The sequence below is a fragment of the Streptomyces sp. NPDC001093 genome (assembly GCF_040298985.1).
Taxonomy (GTDB): domain Bacteria; phylum Actinomycetota; class Actinomycetes; order Streptomycetales; family Streptomycetaceae; genus Streptomyces.
The window spans coordinates 18,699-34,262 of the sequence record NZ_JBEPBF010000091.1; the positions used below are offsets into that span (position 1 = coordinate 18,699).

The 15,564-nt window shown below is 70.6% G+C and carries 12 protein-coding genes and 2 pseudogenes; 4 read left to right on the plus strand and 10 right to left on the minus strand.

The window, feature by feature from the left end:
* Positions 1–117 precede the first annotated feature (117 nt).
* A pseudogene (locus tag ABT288_RS33825) lies at positions 118–526 on the plus strand (ATP-binding cassette domain-containing protein); the annotation flags it as partial.
* Positions 527–566: 40 nt separating this feature from the next.
* Positions 567–974 (plus strand): annotated as a pseudogene (locus ABT288_RS33830) (response regulator); the annotation flags it as partial.
* A 48-nt stretch (positions 975–1,022) separates the two neighbouring features.
* Here ABT288_RS33830 and hisS read toward each other — a convergent pair.
* Together hisS and ABT288_RS33840 are read right to left on the minus strand one after the other, a co-directional pair.
* Positions 1,023–2,285, minus strand: a complete 1,263-nt coding sequence (gene hisS, locus ABT288_RS33835) for a histidine--tRNA ligase (RefSeq protein WP_351616068.1) — start codon at positions 2,283–2,285, stop codon at positions 1,023–1,025.
* Between the two features lie 10 nt (positions 2,286–2,295).
* Positions 2,296–3,006: an MBL fold metallo-hydrolase gene (locus tag ABT288_RS33840; protein ID WP_351616070.1), complete on the minus strand. Its 711-nt coding sequence runs from the start codon at positions 3,004–3,006 to the stop codon at positions 2,296–2,298.
* A gap of 192 nt (positions 3,007–3,198) precedes the next feature.
* On the opposite strand from ABT288_RS33840, the gene ABT288_RS33845 reads away from it, so the two are divergent.
* The gene (locus ABT288_RS33845) at positions 3,199–4,029 is read left to right on the plus strand and encodes a peptidylprolyl isomerase (RefSeq protein ID WP_351616073.1); all 831 of its coding nucleotides are present in this window, start codon (positions 3,199–3,201) and stop codon (positions 4,027–4,029) included.
* Positions 4,030–4,183: 154 nt separating this feature from the next.
* Positions 4,184–5,413, plus strand: coding sequence for a DUF349 domain-containing protein (locus ABT288_RS33850; RefSeq protein ID WP_351616075.1), 1,230 nt, complete (start codon positions 4,184–4,186; stop codon positions 5,411–5,413).
* Positions 5,414–5,482: 69 nt separating this feature from the next.
* Here the strand turns inward: ABT288_RS33850 and ABT288_RS33855 are convergent, their stop codons facing one another.
* From ABT288_RS33855 to ruvC, 8 genes are all read right to left on the minus strand, one after another.
* Positions 5,483–8,020: a RelA/SpoT family protein gene (locus ABT288_RS33855; RefSeq protein ID WP_351616078.1), complete on the minus strand. Its 2,538-nt coding sequence runs from the start codon at positions 8,018–8,020 to the stop codon at positions 5,483–5,485.
* A gap of 804 nt (positions 8,021–8,824) precedes the next feature.
* Entirely contained in the window at positions 8,825–9,364 is a 540-nt protein-coding gene (locus tag ABT288_RS33860) for an adenine phosphoribosyltransferase (protein ID WP_351616081.1), read from the minus strand.
* Positions 9,361–10,464, minus strand: a complete 1,104-nt coding sequence (gene secF, locus ABT288_RS33865) for a protein translocase subunit SecF (RefSeq protein WP_351616084.1) — start codon at positions 10,462–10,464, stop codon at positions 9,361–9,363. The genes ABT288_RS33860 and secF overlap by 4 nt, the downstream gene beginning before the upstream one ends.
* Positions 10,465–10,467: 3 nt before the next feature.
* On the minus strand, positions 10,468–12,264 hold the full coding sequence (secD, locus tag ABT288_RS33870; RefSeq protein ID WP_351616121.1) for a protein translocase subunit SecD: 1,797 nt from the start codon (positions 12,262–12,264) through the stop codon (positions 10,468–10,470).
* A 141-nt stretch (positions 12,265–12,405) separates the two neighbouring features.
* Positions 12,406–12,909 (minus strand): preprotein translocase subunit YajC, encoded by a 504-nt coding sequence (yajC, locus tag ABT288_RS33875; RefSeq protein WP_351616087.1) that lies wholly within the window; start codon positions 12,907–12,909, stop codon positions 12,406–12,408.
* Positions 12,910–13,099: 190 nt separating this feature from the next.
* Positions 13,100–14,182, minus strand: coding sequence for a Holliday junction branch migration DNA helicase RuvB (gene ruvB, locus ABT288_RS33880; RefSeq protein ID WP_351616090.1), 1,083 nt, complete (start codon positions 14,180–14,182; stop codon positions 13,100–13,102).
* Positions 14,183–14,243: 61 nt separating this feature from the next.
* Complete coding sequence (gene ruvA / locus ABT288_RS33885; RefSeq protein WP_351616093.1) at positions 14,244–14,849, minus strand: Holliday junction branch migration protein RuvA; 606 nt, start codon at positions 14,847–14,849, stop codon at positions 14,244–14,246.
* Positions 14,846–15,385 (minus strand): crossover junction endodeoxyribonuclease RuvC, encoded by a 540-nt coding sequence (gene ruvC, locus ABT288_RS33890; RefSeq protein WP_351616096.1) that lies wholly within the window; start codon positions 15,383–15,385, stop codon positions 14,846–14,848. Before ruvC ends, ruvA begins: the two co-directional genes overlap by 4 nt.
* Positions 15,386–15,564: the final 179 nt, after the last annotated feature.

Sequence of the window (15,564 nt, forward strand, 5' to 3'; positions counted from 1 at the left end):
ACCATCTTCGGGCACGGCTCATTGTGCCGCACGCGCGCGTGGGTCCACCGTTCGGAGGACATAAGGAGGTACGCACCGTGGTCACGGATCGTTCGGTTTCGGCCGACGATCGAGGGCATGACAGCACACGCGAACGAACTCGCGATGGACGTCCGGGGGCTGCGCAAGCGGTACGGGGGCGTGACCGCGGTGGACGGGCTCGATCTCGGCATCCGGCACGGTGAGGTGTTCGGCCTGCTCGGGCCCAACGGCACCGGCAAGAGCACCACGGTGGAGATCCTTCAGGGCGACCGGGACCGGGACGGGGCGAGGTGCCGGTCCTCGGCGCGGACCCGGCGACGGGCACGTGCGCGTGGAGATCGCGTGTCGGAATCGTCCGGCAGGACGAATCGGCGCCCGCGGAGTTGACGGTGGGCGAGACGGTCCGGCACTTCGCCCGCTACTGCCCGCGTGGCGCCGCCTCGACGTGGCACCCGGGGCGATCGGCGACCCCGAAGTGCTGCTCCTGGACGAGTTCGACACGGGTCGAGGTACACCTCGGCCACGCCGACGCCGCGCGGCGCGCCATGCTGAGCGCCGAGCCGGGCCTGGAGGTGGTCGGCGACGCGGCCGGCGGACCGCAGGCGGAGGCGCCGGCGGCCGAACTGCACCCGGACATCGTGCTGATGGGCCTGCGCATGCCGGGCGGCTCGGGCGTGGACTCGATCGTGCGGATGACCGCGCCGGGCTGCCCCGCCGTGATCGTCCTGACGACGTACGACACGGACCGGGACATCCTGCGCGCGGTGGAGGCCGGCGCCGCGGGCCATCTGCTCACGTTCCCGCTCCGGCGGGAACCGGCGGACGCGGTACGGGCGGCCGCACGCGGCGGGACCGTACTGGCCCCCTCGGTGGCGGCCCGCCTGATCGACCGGCTCCGCGCCGAACCGGAACGCCCCCGCCTGCCGGAGCGGGAGACCTCGGTACTCCGACTGGATAGAGGGCGCCGGGAAGGCCCGGCGCCCTCATGATCGCCGCTCGACTCAGCCGAGCCGGGACTCCAGTTCCGCCACGATCTCGTTCACGCCGATCGCCGTCTGCTCGCCGGACTCCATGTCCTTCAGCTGGACGACGCCCTCGGCGAGGTCACGCTCGCCGGCCACGACCGCGTAGCGGGCGCCGCTGCGGTTGGCGTTCTTCATGGCGCCCTTCAGGCCCTTGCCGCCGTAGGAGAAGTCCGCCGAGATGCCGACCTTGCGCAGTTCGGTGATCTTCGCGAAGAGGATCCGGCGGGCCTCCTCGCCGAGCGGGACGGCGTAGACCGAGGTCGTGGACGGGAGGTCCAGCTCGACGCCCTCCGCCTCCAGGGCGAGGACCGTGCGGTCGACGCCGAGGGCCCAGCCGACCGACGGCAGCGCGGGGCCGCCGATCATCTCGGACAGTCCGTCGTAGCGGCCGCCGCCGCCCACCGCCGACTGCGAGCCCAGGCCGTCGTGCACGAACTCGAAGGTGGTGCGGGTGTAGTAGTCCAGGCCGCGCACCAGCTTCGGGTCGTCCTCGAAGGACACGCCCGCCTCGGTGATCAGCTCGCGGACCTCCTCGTGGTACGCCTTGCAGCCGTCGCACAGGTAGTCGCGCAGCAGCGGGACGCCGGTCAGCTGCTTCTGCACCGACTCGCGCTTGTCGTCGAGGACCCGCAGCGGGTTGATGTCGACGCGCCGGCGGGTGTCCTCGTCCAGGTCGAGGCCGCGCATGAACTCCTGCAGCGCGGCCCGGTACACCGGACGGCACTCCTTGTCGCCGAGGCTGTTCAGCAGGATCCGGAAGTTGCGCAGACCCAGCGAGCGGTACGCCTGGTCGGCCAGGATGATCAGCTCGGCGTCCAGCGCCGGGTCCTCCGCGCCGATCGCCTCGGCGCCGACCTGGGAGAAGTGACGGTAACGGCCCTTCTGCGGGCGCTCGTAGCGGTACTGCGAGCCCGAGTACCAGACCTTCACCGGGAGGTTGCCCGTCTTGTGCAGGTTGGCCTCCAGGACCGCGCGCAGCACCGGGGCGGTCGTCTCCGGGCGCAGGGCCAGCCTGTCGCCGCCCTTCGTCTCGAAGACGTACATCTCCTTCGTCACGATGTCGGTGGACTCACCGACGCCGCGCGCGAACAGCTCCACATTCTCGAAACCGGGCGTCTCGATGTAGCCGTAGCCGGAGTTCCTGAGGGGCGCGGCGATCGCCTCGCGGACGGCCAGGTACTTCGCGCTGTCCGGGGGCAGCAGGTCGTACGTGCCCTTGGGGGCCTTGAAAGTGCTCACTGAATTCTCGTCACATTCCTCGTCGGGGAGCGTCGAGGTCCGCTCCCAGGCCGGCCGTCACCTGCCGCAGATAGGGGTTGGTGGCGCGTTCCTGGCCGATGGTCGTCTGGGGGCCGTGGCCGGACAGCACCACGGTGGAGTCGTCGAGCGGCAGGCACACGCGGGCCAGCGACTCGAGCATGTCCTCCATGGATCCGCCCGGCAGGTCGGTGCGTCCGATGGAGCCGGCGAACAGCAGATCCCCGGAGAAGAACACCGACGGGATGTCGGCGGTCTCGGGCATCCGGAAGGTCACCGACCCCTTGGTATGGCCCGGCGCGTGCGCGACGGAGAACTCCAGGCCGGCCAGTTCGAGGGTGCTGCCGTTGGTCAGCTCGCGGACGTCGTCCGGCTCCCCCACGGTCAGCTCGCCCAGCAGGGGCATTCCGATGGACCGGCCGAGCGCCTTCTCGGGGTCGCTCATCATGTACCGGTCCTCGGGGTGGATCCAGGCCGGCACGTCGTGCGCGCCGCAGACCGGGACGACCGAGGCCACGTGATCGATGTGCCCGTGGGTGAGGACGACGGCGACGGGCTTGAGCCGATGCTTCTTCAGTGCTTCCTCGACGCCTTCGGCGGCCTGGTGGCCGGGGTCGATGATCACGCACTCCTCACCGGCGGCGGGGGCGACGAGATAACAGTTCGTCCCCCAGGCCCCGGCGGGGAACCCGGCAATGAGCACGATCGTCCTTCGTTGTGTCGATACGGGTGGCCACAAGCTGTGGTCCAGAGCCTACCGGCGCTGCCGTTTCCTCAGCGAACCCATATACGGTACGGGGCTACACGCAGTGGTCGGCTCACGAGCACGCACGCGTAACCGGTCGGCAGCACGACACGCATCGACACGCATCGACACGCATGAGGAGATAACCCGGTGGTCAGCCAGGAGCAGCGGCGGCGTCAGCTCGCCCGGGAGAAGTTCTTGCGGCAGCAGCAGCGGCGTACCCAGGCGCGCCGCAAGGCCGCCGTGCGCAACTCCGTGATCGCATCCGTACTGGGCGTGGTCGTGATCGGGAGTGTCGCGCTGTACACGACCGGGGTGCTGAAGAACGACGACAAGAAGACCAACACCGCCGCGGACGTCACGCCCAGCGCGACCCCGACCAGCAAGGCCCCGGACCCGTGCGCGAAGCCGGCGGCCGGCTCGGCGAAGAAGCTGAGCTGGAAGAAGGAGCCGGCGATGACGATCGACGCGTCGGCGACGTACTCGATGAAGCTCGCCACGACGTGCGGTGACATCGACATCGCGCTGAAGACGGCGGCGGCACCGCACACGGTGAACTCGTTCGATTTCCTGGCGGGCCAGGGCTACTTCGACCACACCAAGTGCCACCGTCTGACCACGACCGGTATCTATGTGCTCCAGTGCGGCGACCCGCAGGGCACCGGCATGGGCGGGCCGGGCTACACGCTCCCGGACGAGAACCTGAAGGACAAGAGCCTGAAGGGCAACACGTACCCGGCGGGCACGGTGGCGATGGCCAACACCGGTCAGAAGCACACCGGCGGCAGCCAGTTCTTCCTGGTCTACAAGGACAGCCCGCTGCCGCCCAGCTACACGCCGTTCGGCACGGTGTCGGACGCGGGCATGAAGGTGCTGAAGAAGATCGCCGCCGCGGGTGCCCAGGCGCCCGATCCGACTTCGGGCAACACCGCTCCCAACGCGACCGTGGTGATCAACAAGGCGACGGTGACGAAGTCCTGACGACGGCCTGAAGCCCGAGACGGCCAACTGCGGAATTTCGGTCGCGCTGGATGCGGACAGGTAACCCGCTGGTCGCCTATGTTGGCCGTGACGAAACTGTGGACGATGCCGGGGGCGCCGAGGCTCCCCGCGGGCATCATGTGGAGGAGGCGCTGTGAGCAGCGACCCGTGGGGCCGCGTCGACGAGACGGGGACCGTGTACGTGCGTACGGCCGACGGCGAGCAGGTCGTCGGATCCTGGGCGGCCGGCTCCCCTGAGGAGGCGCTTGCCTACTTCGAACGCAAGTACGAGGGCCTGGTTGTCGAGATCGGCCTCCTCGAGAAGCGAGTGCAGACCACCGACCTGTCGGCGAAGGACGCCATGGCCGCGATCGACCACCTGCGGGAGCAGGTGGACGCGCACCACGCGGTCGGGGACCTGGACGCCCTCCGCAAGCGGCTGGACAAGCTGGTGGAGACCGTCGAGGCGCGCCGCGAGGAGCGCAAGCAGCAGCGGGCCAAGCAGTCCGACGAGGCCCGCAAGGCCAAGGAGGACCTGGTCACCGAGGCGGAACAGCTGGCGCAGTCCGACCAGTGGCGGGCGGCCGGTGAGCGGCTGCGGGCGCTGGTGGACACCTGGAAGGGGCTGCCGCGCCTGGACCGCAAGTCGGACGACGAGCTGTGGCACCGCTTCTCGCACGCCCGGTCGGCGTTCTCCAAGCGGCGCAAGGCGCACTTCGCGCAGCTGGACGCGCAGCGCGAGGAGGCCCGCCGGACCAAGGAGCGGCTGGTCGCGGAGGCCGAGGCGCTGTCCGGTTCGACGGACTGGGGTCCGACGGCGGCCCGCTACCGCGAGCTGATGGCGCAGTGGAAGGCCGCGGGCCGCGCCCAGCGCGAGCACGAGGACGACCTCTGGAACCGCTTCCGGGGCGCCCAGGACGTGTTCTTCGCCGCTCGCAGCTCGGTGTTCGCCGAGCGGGACGCGGAGCAGACCGAGAACCTGAAGCTGAAGGAGGAGCTGGCCGGGGAGGCCGAGAAGCTCCTGCCGATCGGCGACCTGAAGTCCGCGCGGGCCGCCTTCCGCTCGATCAACGAGCGCTGGGAGGCCATCGGCCACGTCCCGCGGGACGCGCGTCCCAAGGTCGAGGGCCGGATGCACGCGGTCGAGCGGGCGATCCAGGAGGCCGAGGAGGCCGAGTGGCGCCGGACGAACCCGGAGGCACGCGCGCGTGCCGAGGGTCTGACCGGTCAGCTGCAGGCCGCCGTGGACAAGCTGAAGGCGCAGATCGACCAGGCCCGCACCCAGGGCAACGCCTCCAAGGCCGACAAGCTCGAGCGCGAGCTGGAGGGCCGCCAGGCGCTCCTGGACCAGGCGCTGAAGGGCCTGCAGGAGTTCGGCGGCTAAGTCCCCCGCTGGTTGTGTGAAAGGGCCCCGTACGCGCGTACGGGGCCCTTTCTTGTGCGGCGTACGGCCTTACGAGCGGCTCCGCCCGGAGGTGACGCGGTAGACGTCGTACACGCCCTCCACGCCGCGTACGGCCTTCAGGACGTGGCCGAGGTGCTTCGGGTCGCCCATCTCGAAGGTGAACCGGGAGGTGGCCACGCGGTCTCGGGAGGTCTGGACGGCCGCCGAGAGGATGTTGACGTGCTGGTCGGACAGGACGCGGGTGACGTCGGACAGCAGGCGGGAGCGGTCCAGCGCCTCGACCTGGATGGCTACCAGGAAGACCGAGGACTGGGTCGGTGCCCACTCGACGTCGAGGATCCGCTCGGGCTCACGGGACAGCGACTCCACGTTCAGGCAGTCGCTGCGGTGAACCGATACGCCGCTGCCGCGCGTGACGAACCCGATGATCGGGTCGCCCGGTACGGGCGTGCAGCAGCGGGCCAGCTTGACCCACACGTCGTCGACGCCCTTGACCACCACACCCGGGTCGGCGCTGGAACGGCGCTTGCGGCCGCGGCTGCGGGACGGCGGGACCGCCTCGTCGATCTCCTCGGTGGCGGCTTCCTCGCCGCCGAGGGCCTGGACGAGCTTCTGCACGATGTTCTGCGCGGAGACATGCCCCTCGCCGATCGCCGCGTACAGCGCGGAGATGTCCGAGTAGCGCATCTCGTGGGCGAGCGTGACGAGGGAGTCACCGGTGAGGATGCGCTGGATCGGCAGGTTCTGCTTGCGCATCGCCCGTACGATCGCGTCCTTGCCCTGCTCGATCGCCTCGTCCCGGCGCTCCTTGGAGAACCAGGCCCGGATCTTGTTGCGGGCGCGCGGGGACTTGACGAAGCCGAGCCAGTCGCGGGACGGTCCGGCGCCGGGTGCCTTGGAGGTGAAGACCTCCACCAAGTCGCCGTTGTCCAGGGTGGATTCGAGCGGCACGAGCCTGCCGTTGACCCTGGCTCCTATGGTGCGGTGGCCGACCTCGGTGTGGACGGCATACGCGAAGTCGACGGGGGTGGCGCCGGCGGGCAGGGCGATGACATCGCCCTTGGGGGTGAAGACGAAGACCTCGTTGCGGGAGAGGTCGAAGCGCAGGGACTCCAGGAACTCGCCCGGGTCCTCGGTCTCCTTCTGCCAGTCCAGCAGCTGCCGCAGCCACGCCATGTCGTTGATGGCGTCCTTGTCCTTGCCGGAGGCCTTGGGCACGTCCGTACGCACCTTGGAGGCGCCGGCGACGGCCTCCTGCTTGTACTTCCAGTGCGCGGCGATGCCGTACTCGGCGCGGCGGTGCATGTCGAAGGTGCGGATCTGCAGCTCGACCGGCTTGCCGTTGGGGCCGATGACCGTCGTGTGCAGCGACTGGTACATGTTGAACTTGGGCATCGCGATGTAGTCCTTGAACCGGCCGGGGACCGGGTTCCATCGCGCGTGCACGGTGCCGAGGGCGGCGTAACAGTCGCGGACCGTGTCGACAAGGACACGAATCCCCACCAGGTCGTAGATCTCGGCGAAGTCGCGACCCCGCACGATCATCTTCTGGTAGACGCTGTAGTAGTGCTTCGGGCGGCCGGTGACGGTCGCCTTGATGCGGGCGGCGCGCAGATCGGCCTGGACCTCGTCGGTCACTATGGCCAGGTACTCGTCACGCTTCGGCGCCCTTTCGGCCACCAGCCGTACGATCTCGTCGTACATCTTGGGGTAGAGGATCGCGAACGCGAGGTCCTCCAGCTCCCACTTGATGGTGTTCATGCCGAGGCGATGGGCGAGCGGCGCGTAGATCTCGAGCGTCTCGCGCGCCTTCTTCTCCTGCTTCTCGCGCTTGAGGTAGCGCATGGTGCGCATGTTGTGCAGGCGGTCGGCGAGCTTGATGACCAGGACGCGCGGGTCCTTGGCCATCGCCACGACCATCTTGCGCACGGTCTCGGCCTGCGCGGCCTCGCCGAACTTGACCTTGTCCAGCTTGGTGACGCCGTCGACGAGCAGGGCGACCGTGTCGCCGAAGTCGCGGCGCAGCTGGTCGAGGCCGTACTCGGTGTCCTCGACGGTGTCGTGCAGCAGCCCCGCCATGAGCGTGGCCGGGTCCATGCCCAGCTCGGCGAGGATGGTGGTCACGGCGAGCGGGTGCGTGATGTACGGGTCGCCGCTCTTGCGCTTCTGGCCGCGGTGCCAGCGCTCGGCGACCTGATAGGCGCGCTCGATCTGCCGCAGAGTCGAGTTCTCGATCTTCGGATCGTTGCTGCGCACTATCCGCAGCAGCGGTTCGAGAACCGGGTTGTAGGGGTTCGCGCGCTGCACACCGAGGCGGGCCAGGCGGGCGCGGACGCGGTTGGAGGAGCCGGTGCGGCCGGGCTGGACGACGGGCGGGCGCACCACGGGCGGCTGGGCCGGGCGCTCGGGCGGGGCGGGCTTGGGACGTGAGGCCTCGGCAGCCTTCTCGACGGGCGCGGACTGGGCGTGCTCGATCGGCCCGCGGGTGTCGTTCTTCGCGTTGGACACGTGCGGCGCGGGCTTCGCCGTGGCGGCCGAGGCGGACTCGGGCTTTGCGGCGGTCAGGTGCTGGGCCTCGTCTGGCAAGAGGACTCCTCGTGCGCGATCCGGGTCCCCCGGTCAGGCTCCGGAGACCCCATGGTAGCGATCCTGCGGCTGGTCATCGCCTTCAGCCGGAAGTGAGGACCGTCCACCTCTGCAACGCAGGGGGTCGGCGCTGGATTCCGGAAGGTGGATTCCGGGTGTTCGCGGGGCGTGCGGGGGGTGTCCCGGCGATGGCCTCGTGCGGGTGGTGGAGCGCCATCGCCAGCGGCGGCTGCGGGAGACGGATGGCGCGAAAGCCCGACGACGGCCCACCGGGAACACGGGCCTGGCAGCGCCCGAACCGCGCAGCTCGCCACCACCGGACACCGGAACCCCGAGGCCGAGCGTCATCGCCGTCGACGGCTGCCGGGCGCACGGGCCTGGCAGCGGCCGAACCGTCCAGCTCGCCACCACCGGACACCGGAACCCCGGCGCCGAACGCCATCGCCGAGGACGGGCCACCGGGGGGCAGGGGCCTGCTGGCGGCCGGACCTGTGGCGTCTTCGTCGTCGGTGGCTGTCGGGGGGCTGGTGGCGGCAGGTTTTCGGCCCGCCGGGGGTGTCTGGGACGGGGTGGCCCGCGATGGCTGTCCTGACGGGGGTTGTCCGGGGCCGGATTCGGGCCGGGTTCGGGCCACTGGTCGGCCATGTGCCCGTGGCCATGTGTCCGCGGCCACGGGTGGCGAGTGCGACCCCGTGGGGACCACCCGCACCCGGCGACGAGAGCCGCGCGGGTGGGGCGGGCAGAAGCACAAAGCGGCCTGCGGCGAAGCCGAGGCCGCTTTGTGCAGCAGTCCGCTCAGGGCGCTCAGACCTGAAGCAGTGCCTCCAGCGGGGACCCGCCCAGCGCCGGCTCCAGCCTGACCCGGCCGCCCAGGAAGCCCAGTTCCATCAGCACCGCCAGCCCGGAGACCTCGGCACCGGCCCGCTGGATCAGCTGGATCGCGGCCTCGGCCGTACCACCCGTGGCGAGGACGTCGTCCACGATCAGCACCCGGTCACCGGAGGTCAGGTCCTCCGCGTGCACCTCGATCTCGGCCGAGCCGTACTCCAGGTCGTACGCCTGGCGCAGCGTCGCTCCGGGGAGCTTGCCCGCCTTGCGGACCGGGATGAAGCCGAGGCCCGCGCGGACGGCGACCGGGGCGCCCAGGATGAAGCCCCGGGCCTCCAGGCCGACGATCTTCGTGGCGCCGGTGTTCGCGGCGATCTCGGCCAGCGCGTCGGTGAGCGCCGTGAACGCGGCCGGGTCCGCCAGGAGCGGGGTGATGTCCTTGAACATCACGCCCGGCTCCGGGTAGTCGGCGACGTCCCGGATGCGGCTGAGCAGCAGTTCCCTGATCTCGGTCATCGGCGCTTCCCGGACGGTCGGCCACGGCCCCGGCCACGGGACGCGGGCTGGTTACGGGGGCCCACGACGGCGGGCGCCGCATCGGCGTCGTCGGTGTCGGCGCGGTCCGCGCCGAGGTCCTCCTCGACGGCGGCCTGGGCACGCTTGGCCAGGACCCGCTTGGTGAGGGCCTTCATCGCCGGCTCGCGCTCCTTGAGGTCGGCGACGAGCGGCGTGGCGATGAAGATCGAGGAGTACGCACCGGCCGCGAGACCGACGAACAGCGACAGCGAGATGTCGTTCAGCGTGCCGGCGCCGAGGAAGCCGCCACCGATGAACAGCAGACCGGCGACCGGCAGCAGGGCGACGACCGTGGTGTTGATGGAGCGGACCAGGGTGCCGTTGATCGACCGGTTGGCGATGTCGCTGTAGGTCCAGCGGGTCTGCTTGGTGATGTCCTTCGTCTGCTCCTTGAGGCTGTCGAAGACGACGACCGTGTCGTAGAGCGAGTAACCGAGGATCGTCAGCAGACCGATGACCGTACCGGGCGTGACCTCGAAGCCGACGAGGGCGTAGATACCGGTGGTGATGGTGATGTCGTGGATCAGCGCGACCAGCGCGGCGACGGCCATGCGCCACTCGAAGGCGATCGCCAGGTAGATCACGACGAGAACCATGAAGATGCCGAGGCCTTCCCAGGCCTTGTTGGCGATCTGCTGGCCCCAGCTCGGGCCGACCAGGTCGGCGGCGAGATTCTCCGGGTTGAGGTTCAGGTCCTTGGCCAGGGTCTGCTTGATCTGGTCGGACTTGCCGGTGTCGATGCCGGCGATCTGGATGCGCAGGCTGCCGTTGCCCAGCTTCTGCACGATCGCGTCATGGCCGGAGGCGTCCTTGGCGTAGGTCTCCGCCTGGGTCACCGAGGTGCTCATCTTGGTCGGCGTGGTGAAGACCGCGCCGCCCTTGAACTCGATGCCCATGTTCAGGCCGCGCACCGCCAGGCCGACGATGGCCGTGATGGTGATCAGGATGGAGATGCCGTACCAGATCTTGCGCTTTCCGACGAAGTCGTACGAGATCTCGCCGCGGTGCAGTCGAGCGCCGAGGTTGCCGAGTTTCGACATGGCTCAGGCCTCCTTCGGGTCGACGGAGCCGGCGGCGGGGCCGGCGGGACGGCGGGTACGGCGCAGCGGCGGCTTGGCACCGAGGCCCTTCGGGTCGAGGCCGGACCACTTGTGGCCGCTCGCGAAGAACTTGCGGCGGGCGAGCAGTGTCATCAGCGGCTTGGTGAAGAAGAAGACGACGACGACGTCGAGCACGGTGGTCAGGCCGAGCGTGAACGCGAAGCCCTGGACCTTGCCGACGGTCACGATGAACAGGACGGCGGCGGCGAGGAACGACACGAAGTCCGAGACCAGGATGGTGCGCCGGGCGCGCGGCCAGGCCCGCTCGACGGCGGGGCGCAGCGAGCGGCCCTCGCGGATCTCGTCCCGGATGCGCTCGAAGTACACGATGAACGAGTCCGCGGTGATACCGATGGCGACGATGGCACCGCAGACGGCCGGCAGGTTCAGCGCGAAGTGGATGGCCGGGCCGAGCAGCGACATGATCACGTAGGTGAGGATCGCCGAGACCAGCAGCGAGGCCATCGCGACGACCGAGAGGCCGCGGTAGTAGACCACCAGGTAGATCACGACCAGGGCGAGGCCGATCGCGCCGGCCAGCAGACCGGCGTGCAGCTGGTCACCGCCGAGCGCGGCGGTGACGGTGGTGACGGACTGCTCCTGGAAGGAGAGCGGCAGAGCGCCGTACGACAGCATGTTGGCGAGGCTCTGGGCGTCCTGCTGGGTGAAGCTGCCGGAGATCTCCGCCTGGCCGCCGGTGATGGCCTGCTGCACGAACGGGCTGGAGACGACCTCGCCGTCGAGGACGATGCCGAACTCGTTCTGCGGGGTCTGGTTCTTCGCCAGCTCGCCGGTGATGTCGGCGAACTTCTTGGCACCGCTGGAGCTGAAGGTCATCTGGACCTGCCAGCCGGAGGCGCCCTGGGTGTCGAAGACGGCCTGCGCCTTCTTCACCTCGGTGCCATCGACGGCGGCCGGGCCGAGCACGTACTTGTACCAGACCTTCCGGATCTGGCCGCAGGCGATCGTGGGCTCGCCGGGCTTGCTGGCGCCTCCGACCTTGGCCCGCTCGGCGGGCTTGGAGCAGTCCAGGGCGGCGTACTGGGCCTGGAGCTTGGCGGCGGCGGTGCCGGCGCCGGAGGAGGCCGAGGGGGTGGCCGAAGGGGTGGCCGACGGCTTGGAGCTGCCGGAGGCGGAGGCGCTCGGCGAAGGAGTGGAGCCGGCCTTCAGCGCGTCGCTGACGGCGCGGCCCTGGGAGGTCGCCGAGGCCTTGGGGGACGCGGTGGAGGACGAGGACGCCTTCTGCTTGGAGGAGGCGCCGGAGGGGCTCGCGCTCGGCTTCGGCGAGGAGCTGCCGCTGGGGGACGCGCTGGGCGACGGGCTCTGCGTGGCGCCGCCGCTGGGCTCGCTGGCCAGGACCGGGCGGAAGTACAGCTTGGCCGTGGTGCCGACCTGCTGCTGGGCTTCCTTGGAATTGGTGCCCTTGGGGATGTTGACGATGATGTTGTCGGACCCCTGGGTCTGCACCTCCGCCTCGGAGACGCCGAGGCCGTTGACGCGGCGGTTCATGATGTCGACCGCGGTGTCCATGTTGGCCTTGTTGATCGCGGACCCCTGGTCGGCCTTCGCCTTGAGCGTGATGCTCGTACCACCGGCGAGGTCGATGCCGAGACGCGGAGTTCTGTTCCCGGAGAGGAACATGCCTCCGGTCAGCGCCACGATGGCGATCAGGATGAGGGCCAGCGAGCGCCCCGGCTTGCTCTGGGCACTCGCGCTCCGGCCCCTCTTAGGTGCTGCCACCTTCTCGTACTCCCTCTCGGGCCGGCCCGCGCGGTCGGCGCGGTCGGCCATGACATGGTGTCGGGCTGTTCCGTTCGGGAAACAGACGCGCCCGGTGGTGCGGGGCGGGATCATGCCGCGCAGCGCACCACCGGGGCGTGACTACTTCGCGTCGGAGTCGCCGTCGGTCTTCTTCGGCTCGTCCTCCGCCTTGGCCTCGGCGGCCTCGGCCGTGTCGGTGCCGTCCTCGTCGGCGTCCTTCTTACCGAGGTCGACGGCCTTGTCGTCGGAGGCGGCGGCAGCGGGCGAGTCGGACTCGTCGGTCTCGGTGAGGGAGGAGGCGTCGTCCGGGACGATGTCGGCGTCGGACTTCAGGTCGTGCTCGACGCCGTGGACGATGCGGTTGTACTCGTCGTCGCTGAGGACGGCGCCGATCGCGTTCTTGGCGAAGAGGAGCTCGACGCCCGGGCCGGCGTCGAGGAGGACCGTGTCCTCGTTGACCTCCTTGACCGTCGCGTACATTCCCCCGATCGTGCGGACACCGGAGCCTGGCTGCATCTCGTTCCGCATGGTGGCGGCCTGCTGCTGCTTCTTCTTGGCCGAGCGTGTCATCAGGAACATGGCCGCGATGAGCACGATGAAGGGGAGAAGGGTAAAGGCATTCACGGGACGGGGTTTCCTTCGCGCGACCGCGACGGAGAGCGGCCTATGGGATGGGGGTGTGGTAGGCGCCGCCCGCAAGGGCGGCATCGGCGGAGTCTAAGCGAGTCCGCGCGCATGGAACAACGCTCAGCATGGCACCTGAGTTCCTGCCCGGGCCAATGCCCTCGCCGTCACCCCTTACATCATCGCGCCGTCAGGTCCCGAACAGGTCCTGTTGTCCGCTTCCCCCCGTCGTCCCCCCGCTCGCCGAATGGGGCGGGGTCAGGCCGAGGTGCGCCCAGGCGGCCGGTGTGGCGACCCGGCCGCGCGGGGTGCGGGCCAGCAGTCCCTCCCGGACGAGGAAGGGTTCGGCCACCTCCTCGACGGTCTCCCGCTCCTCCCCCACCGCGACGGCCAGCGTGGACAGGCCGACCGGGCCGCCGCCGAACAGTTTCAGCAGGGCTCGCAGGACGGCGCGGTCGAGGCGGTCGAGGCCGCGCGCGTCGACCTCGTAGACGGCGAGGGCCGCCGCGGCGATCTCTCGGGTGATCAGGCCGTCCGCCTTGACCTGCGCATAGTCGCGGACGCGGCGCAGCAGGCGGTTGGCGATACGGGGCGTGCCCCGCGAGCGGCCGGCGATCTCGGCGGCGCCGTCCGGCTCGATCTCGACGTCCAGCAGGCTCGCCGAGCGGTGCACGACCCGCTCCAGCTCGTGCGGCTCGTAGAACTCCATGTGCGCGGTGAAGCCGAAACGGTCGCGCAGCGGGGGCGGCAGCAGGCCCGCGCGCGTGGTGGCGCCGACCAGGGTGAACGGCGGCAGCTCCAGCGGGATCGCGGTGGCGCCGGGGCCCTTGCCGACGATGACGTCGACACGGAAGTCCTCCATCGCCATGTACAGCATCTCCTCGGCGGGCCGGGACATGCGGTGGATCTCGTCGAGGAAGAGGACTTCTCCCTCCTGGAGGGAGGACAGGATCGCGGCGAGGTCGCCTGCGTGCTGGATGGCGGGGCCGGAGGTGATGCGGATGGGGGCGCCCATCTCGGCGGCGATGATCATCGACAGGGTGGTCTTGCCGAGGCCGGGCGCGCCGGAGAGCAGCACATGGTCGGCGGTGGCGCCCCGCGCGCGTGCGGCCCGCAGGACGAGGTCGAGCTGTTCGCGGACCTTCTCCTGGCCGATGAACTCGCCGAGGTCCTTGGGGCGCAGGGCGGCCTCGACGGCCTGGTCCTCCCGGTCGGCGGACGCACCGACGAGCCGCTCGGAGGCGGGGGTGTCGGTCGTGTCGTCCCAGTTCATGTGGTGTGCCTCGATCGTCGTGGGTCAGCGGGCGCGGTTCGGCGGGCCGGTGTCGCGTGGGTCAGCGGGCGCGGTTCAGGGTCTGCAGGGCGGACCTGAGCAGCTGTCCGACCTGGGGGGTGCCGCCGGCGGCCTCGGCCTGGGGCGCCACCGCGGCGACGGCCTCGTCGGCCTCGCGGGTGGCGTAGCCGAGGCCGAGGAGGGCCGCGTGCAGCTGGTCGCGCCAGCCCTGGGTGACCGGGGCGCCGACCACGGGCGCGCCGACGGGCTCGCCGAGCCGGTCCTTCAGCTCCAGCAGCAGCTTCTGCGCGCCCTTCTTGCCGATACCGGGGACGGCGGTGAGGGCCTTCTCGTCACCGGTGGCGACGGCGCGGCGCAGCGCGTCCGGGCTGTGTACCGCGAGCATGGCCTGGGCCAGGCGCGGGCCGACTCCGCTCGCGGTCTGCAGCAGCTCGAAGACCTGGCGCTCGTCGTCGTCGGCGAAGCCGTACAGGGTCAGCGAGTCCTCGCGGACGACGAGCGAGGTGTGCAGCTTGGCGGGCCGGCCGATGCGGAGCGTGGACAGTGTGTCCGGCGTGCACTGGACGGCCATGCCGACGCCGCCGACCTCGACGACCGCGGCGTCCGGGGCGAGCGCGGCGACCGTGCCGCTGACGAAGGCGATCATGCCGTACGGCCTTTCGTTGCGTTGACTGTGTGGCGGGCGACCGCCTGCTGGAGCCGGTTCTGGGCGGGGGCGCGCCAGATGTGGCAGATGGCGAGCGCGAGGGCGTCGGCGGCGTCGGCCGGCTTGGGCGGCGCCGACAGCCGGAGCAGCCGGGTCACCATGGCCCCGACCTGCGCCTTCTCGGCACGGCCGCTGCCGGTGACGGCGGCCTTGACCTCGCTGGGGGTGTGCAGGGCGACCGGGATGCCGCGGCGGGCGGCGCACAGCATGGCGACGGCGCTGGCCTGGGCGGTGCCCATCACCGTGCGCACGTTGTGCTGGCTGAAGACGCGCTCTACGGCGACGTACTCGGGCCGGTACTCGTCCAGCCACTGCTCGAGGCCCTGCTCGACGGCGAGGAGGCGGTGGCTGAGATCGGCGTCCACGGGCGTACGGACGACGCCGACGCCGAGCATGGTGAGCGGGCGGCCCGCGACGCCTTCGACGACGCCGACACCACACCGGGTCAGTCCCGGGTCCACCCCCAGTACCCGCACCGGGCCCCTCCCTCCGATCGCCTCGATCACGTGTTTGTGCAGGCTATCGGGTCCCACTGACAATGACGGCGGGGCGGGGGGGCGGGTGGCCCCCCCCCCCCCCCGCACACCCGGGCACCCCGCGCGGGACTCCGGCGCCCAGAACCAAAATAAAAGCCGGCCCGCGCAGTTGTGGGGAC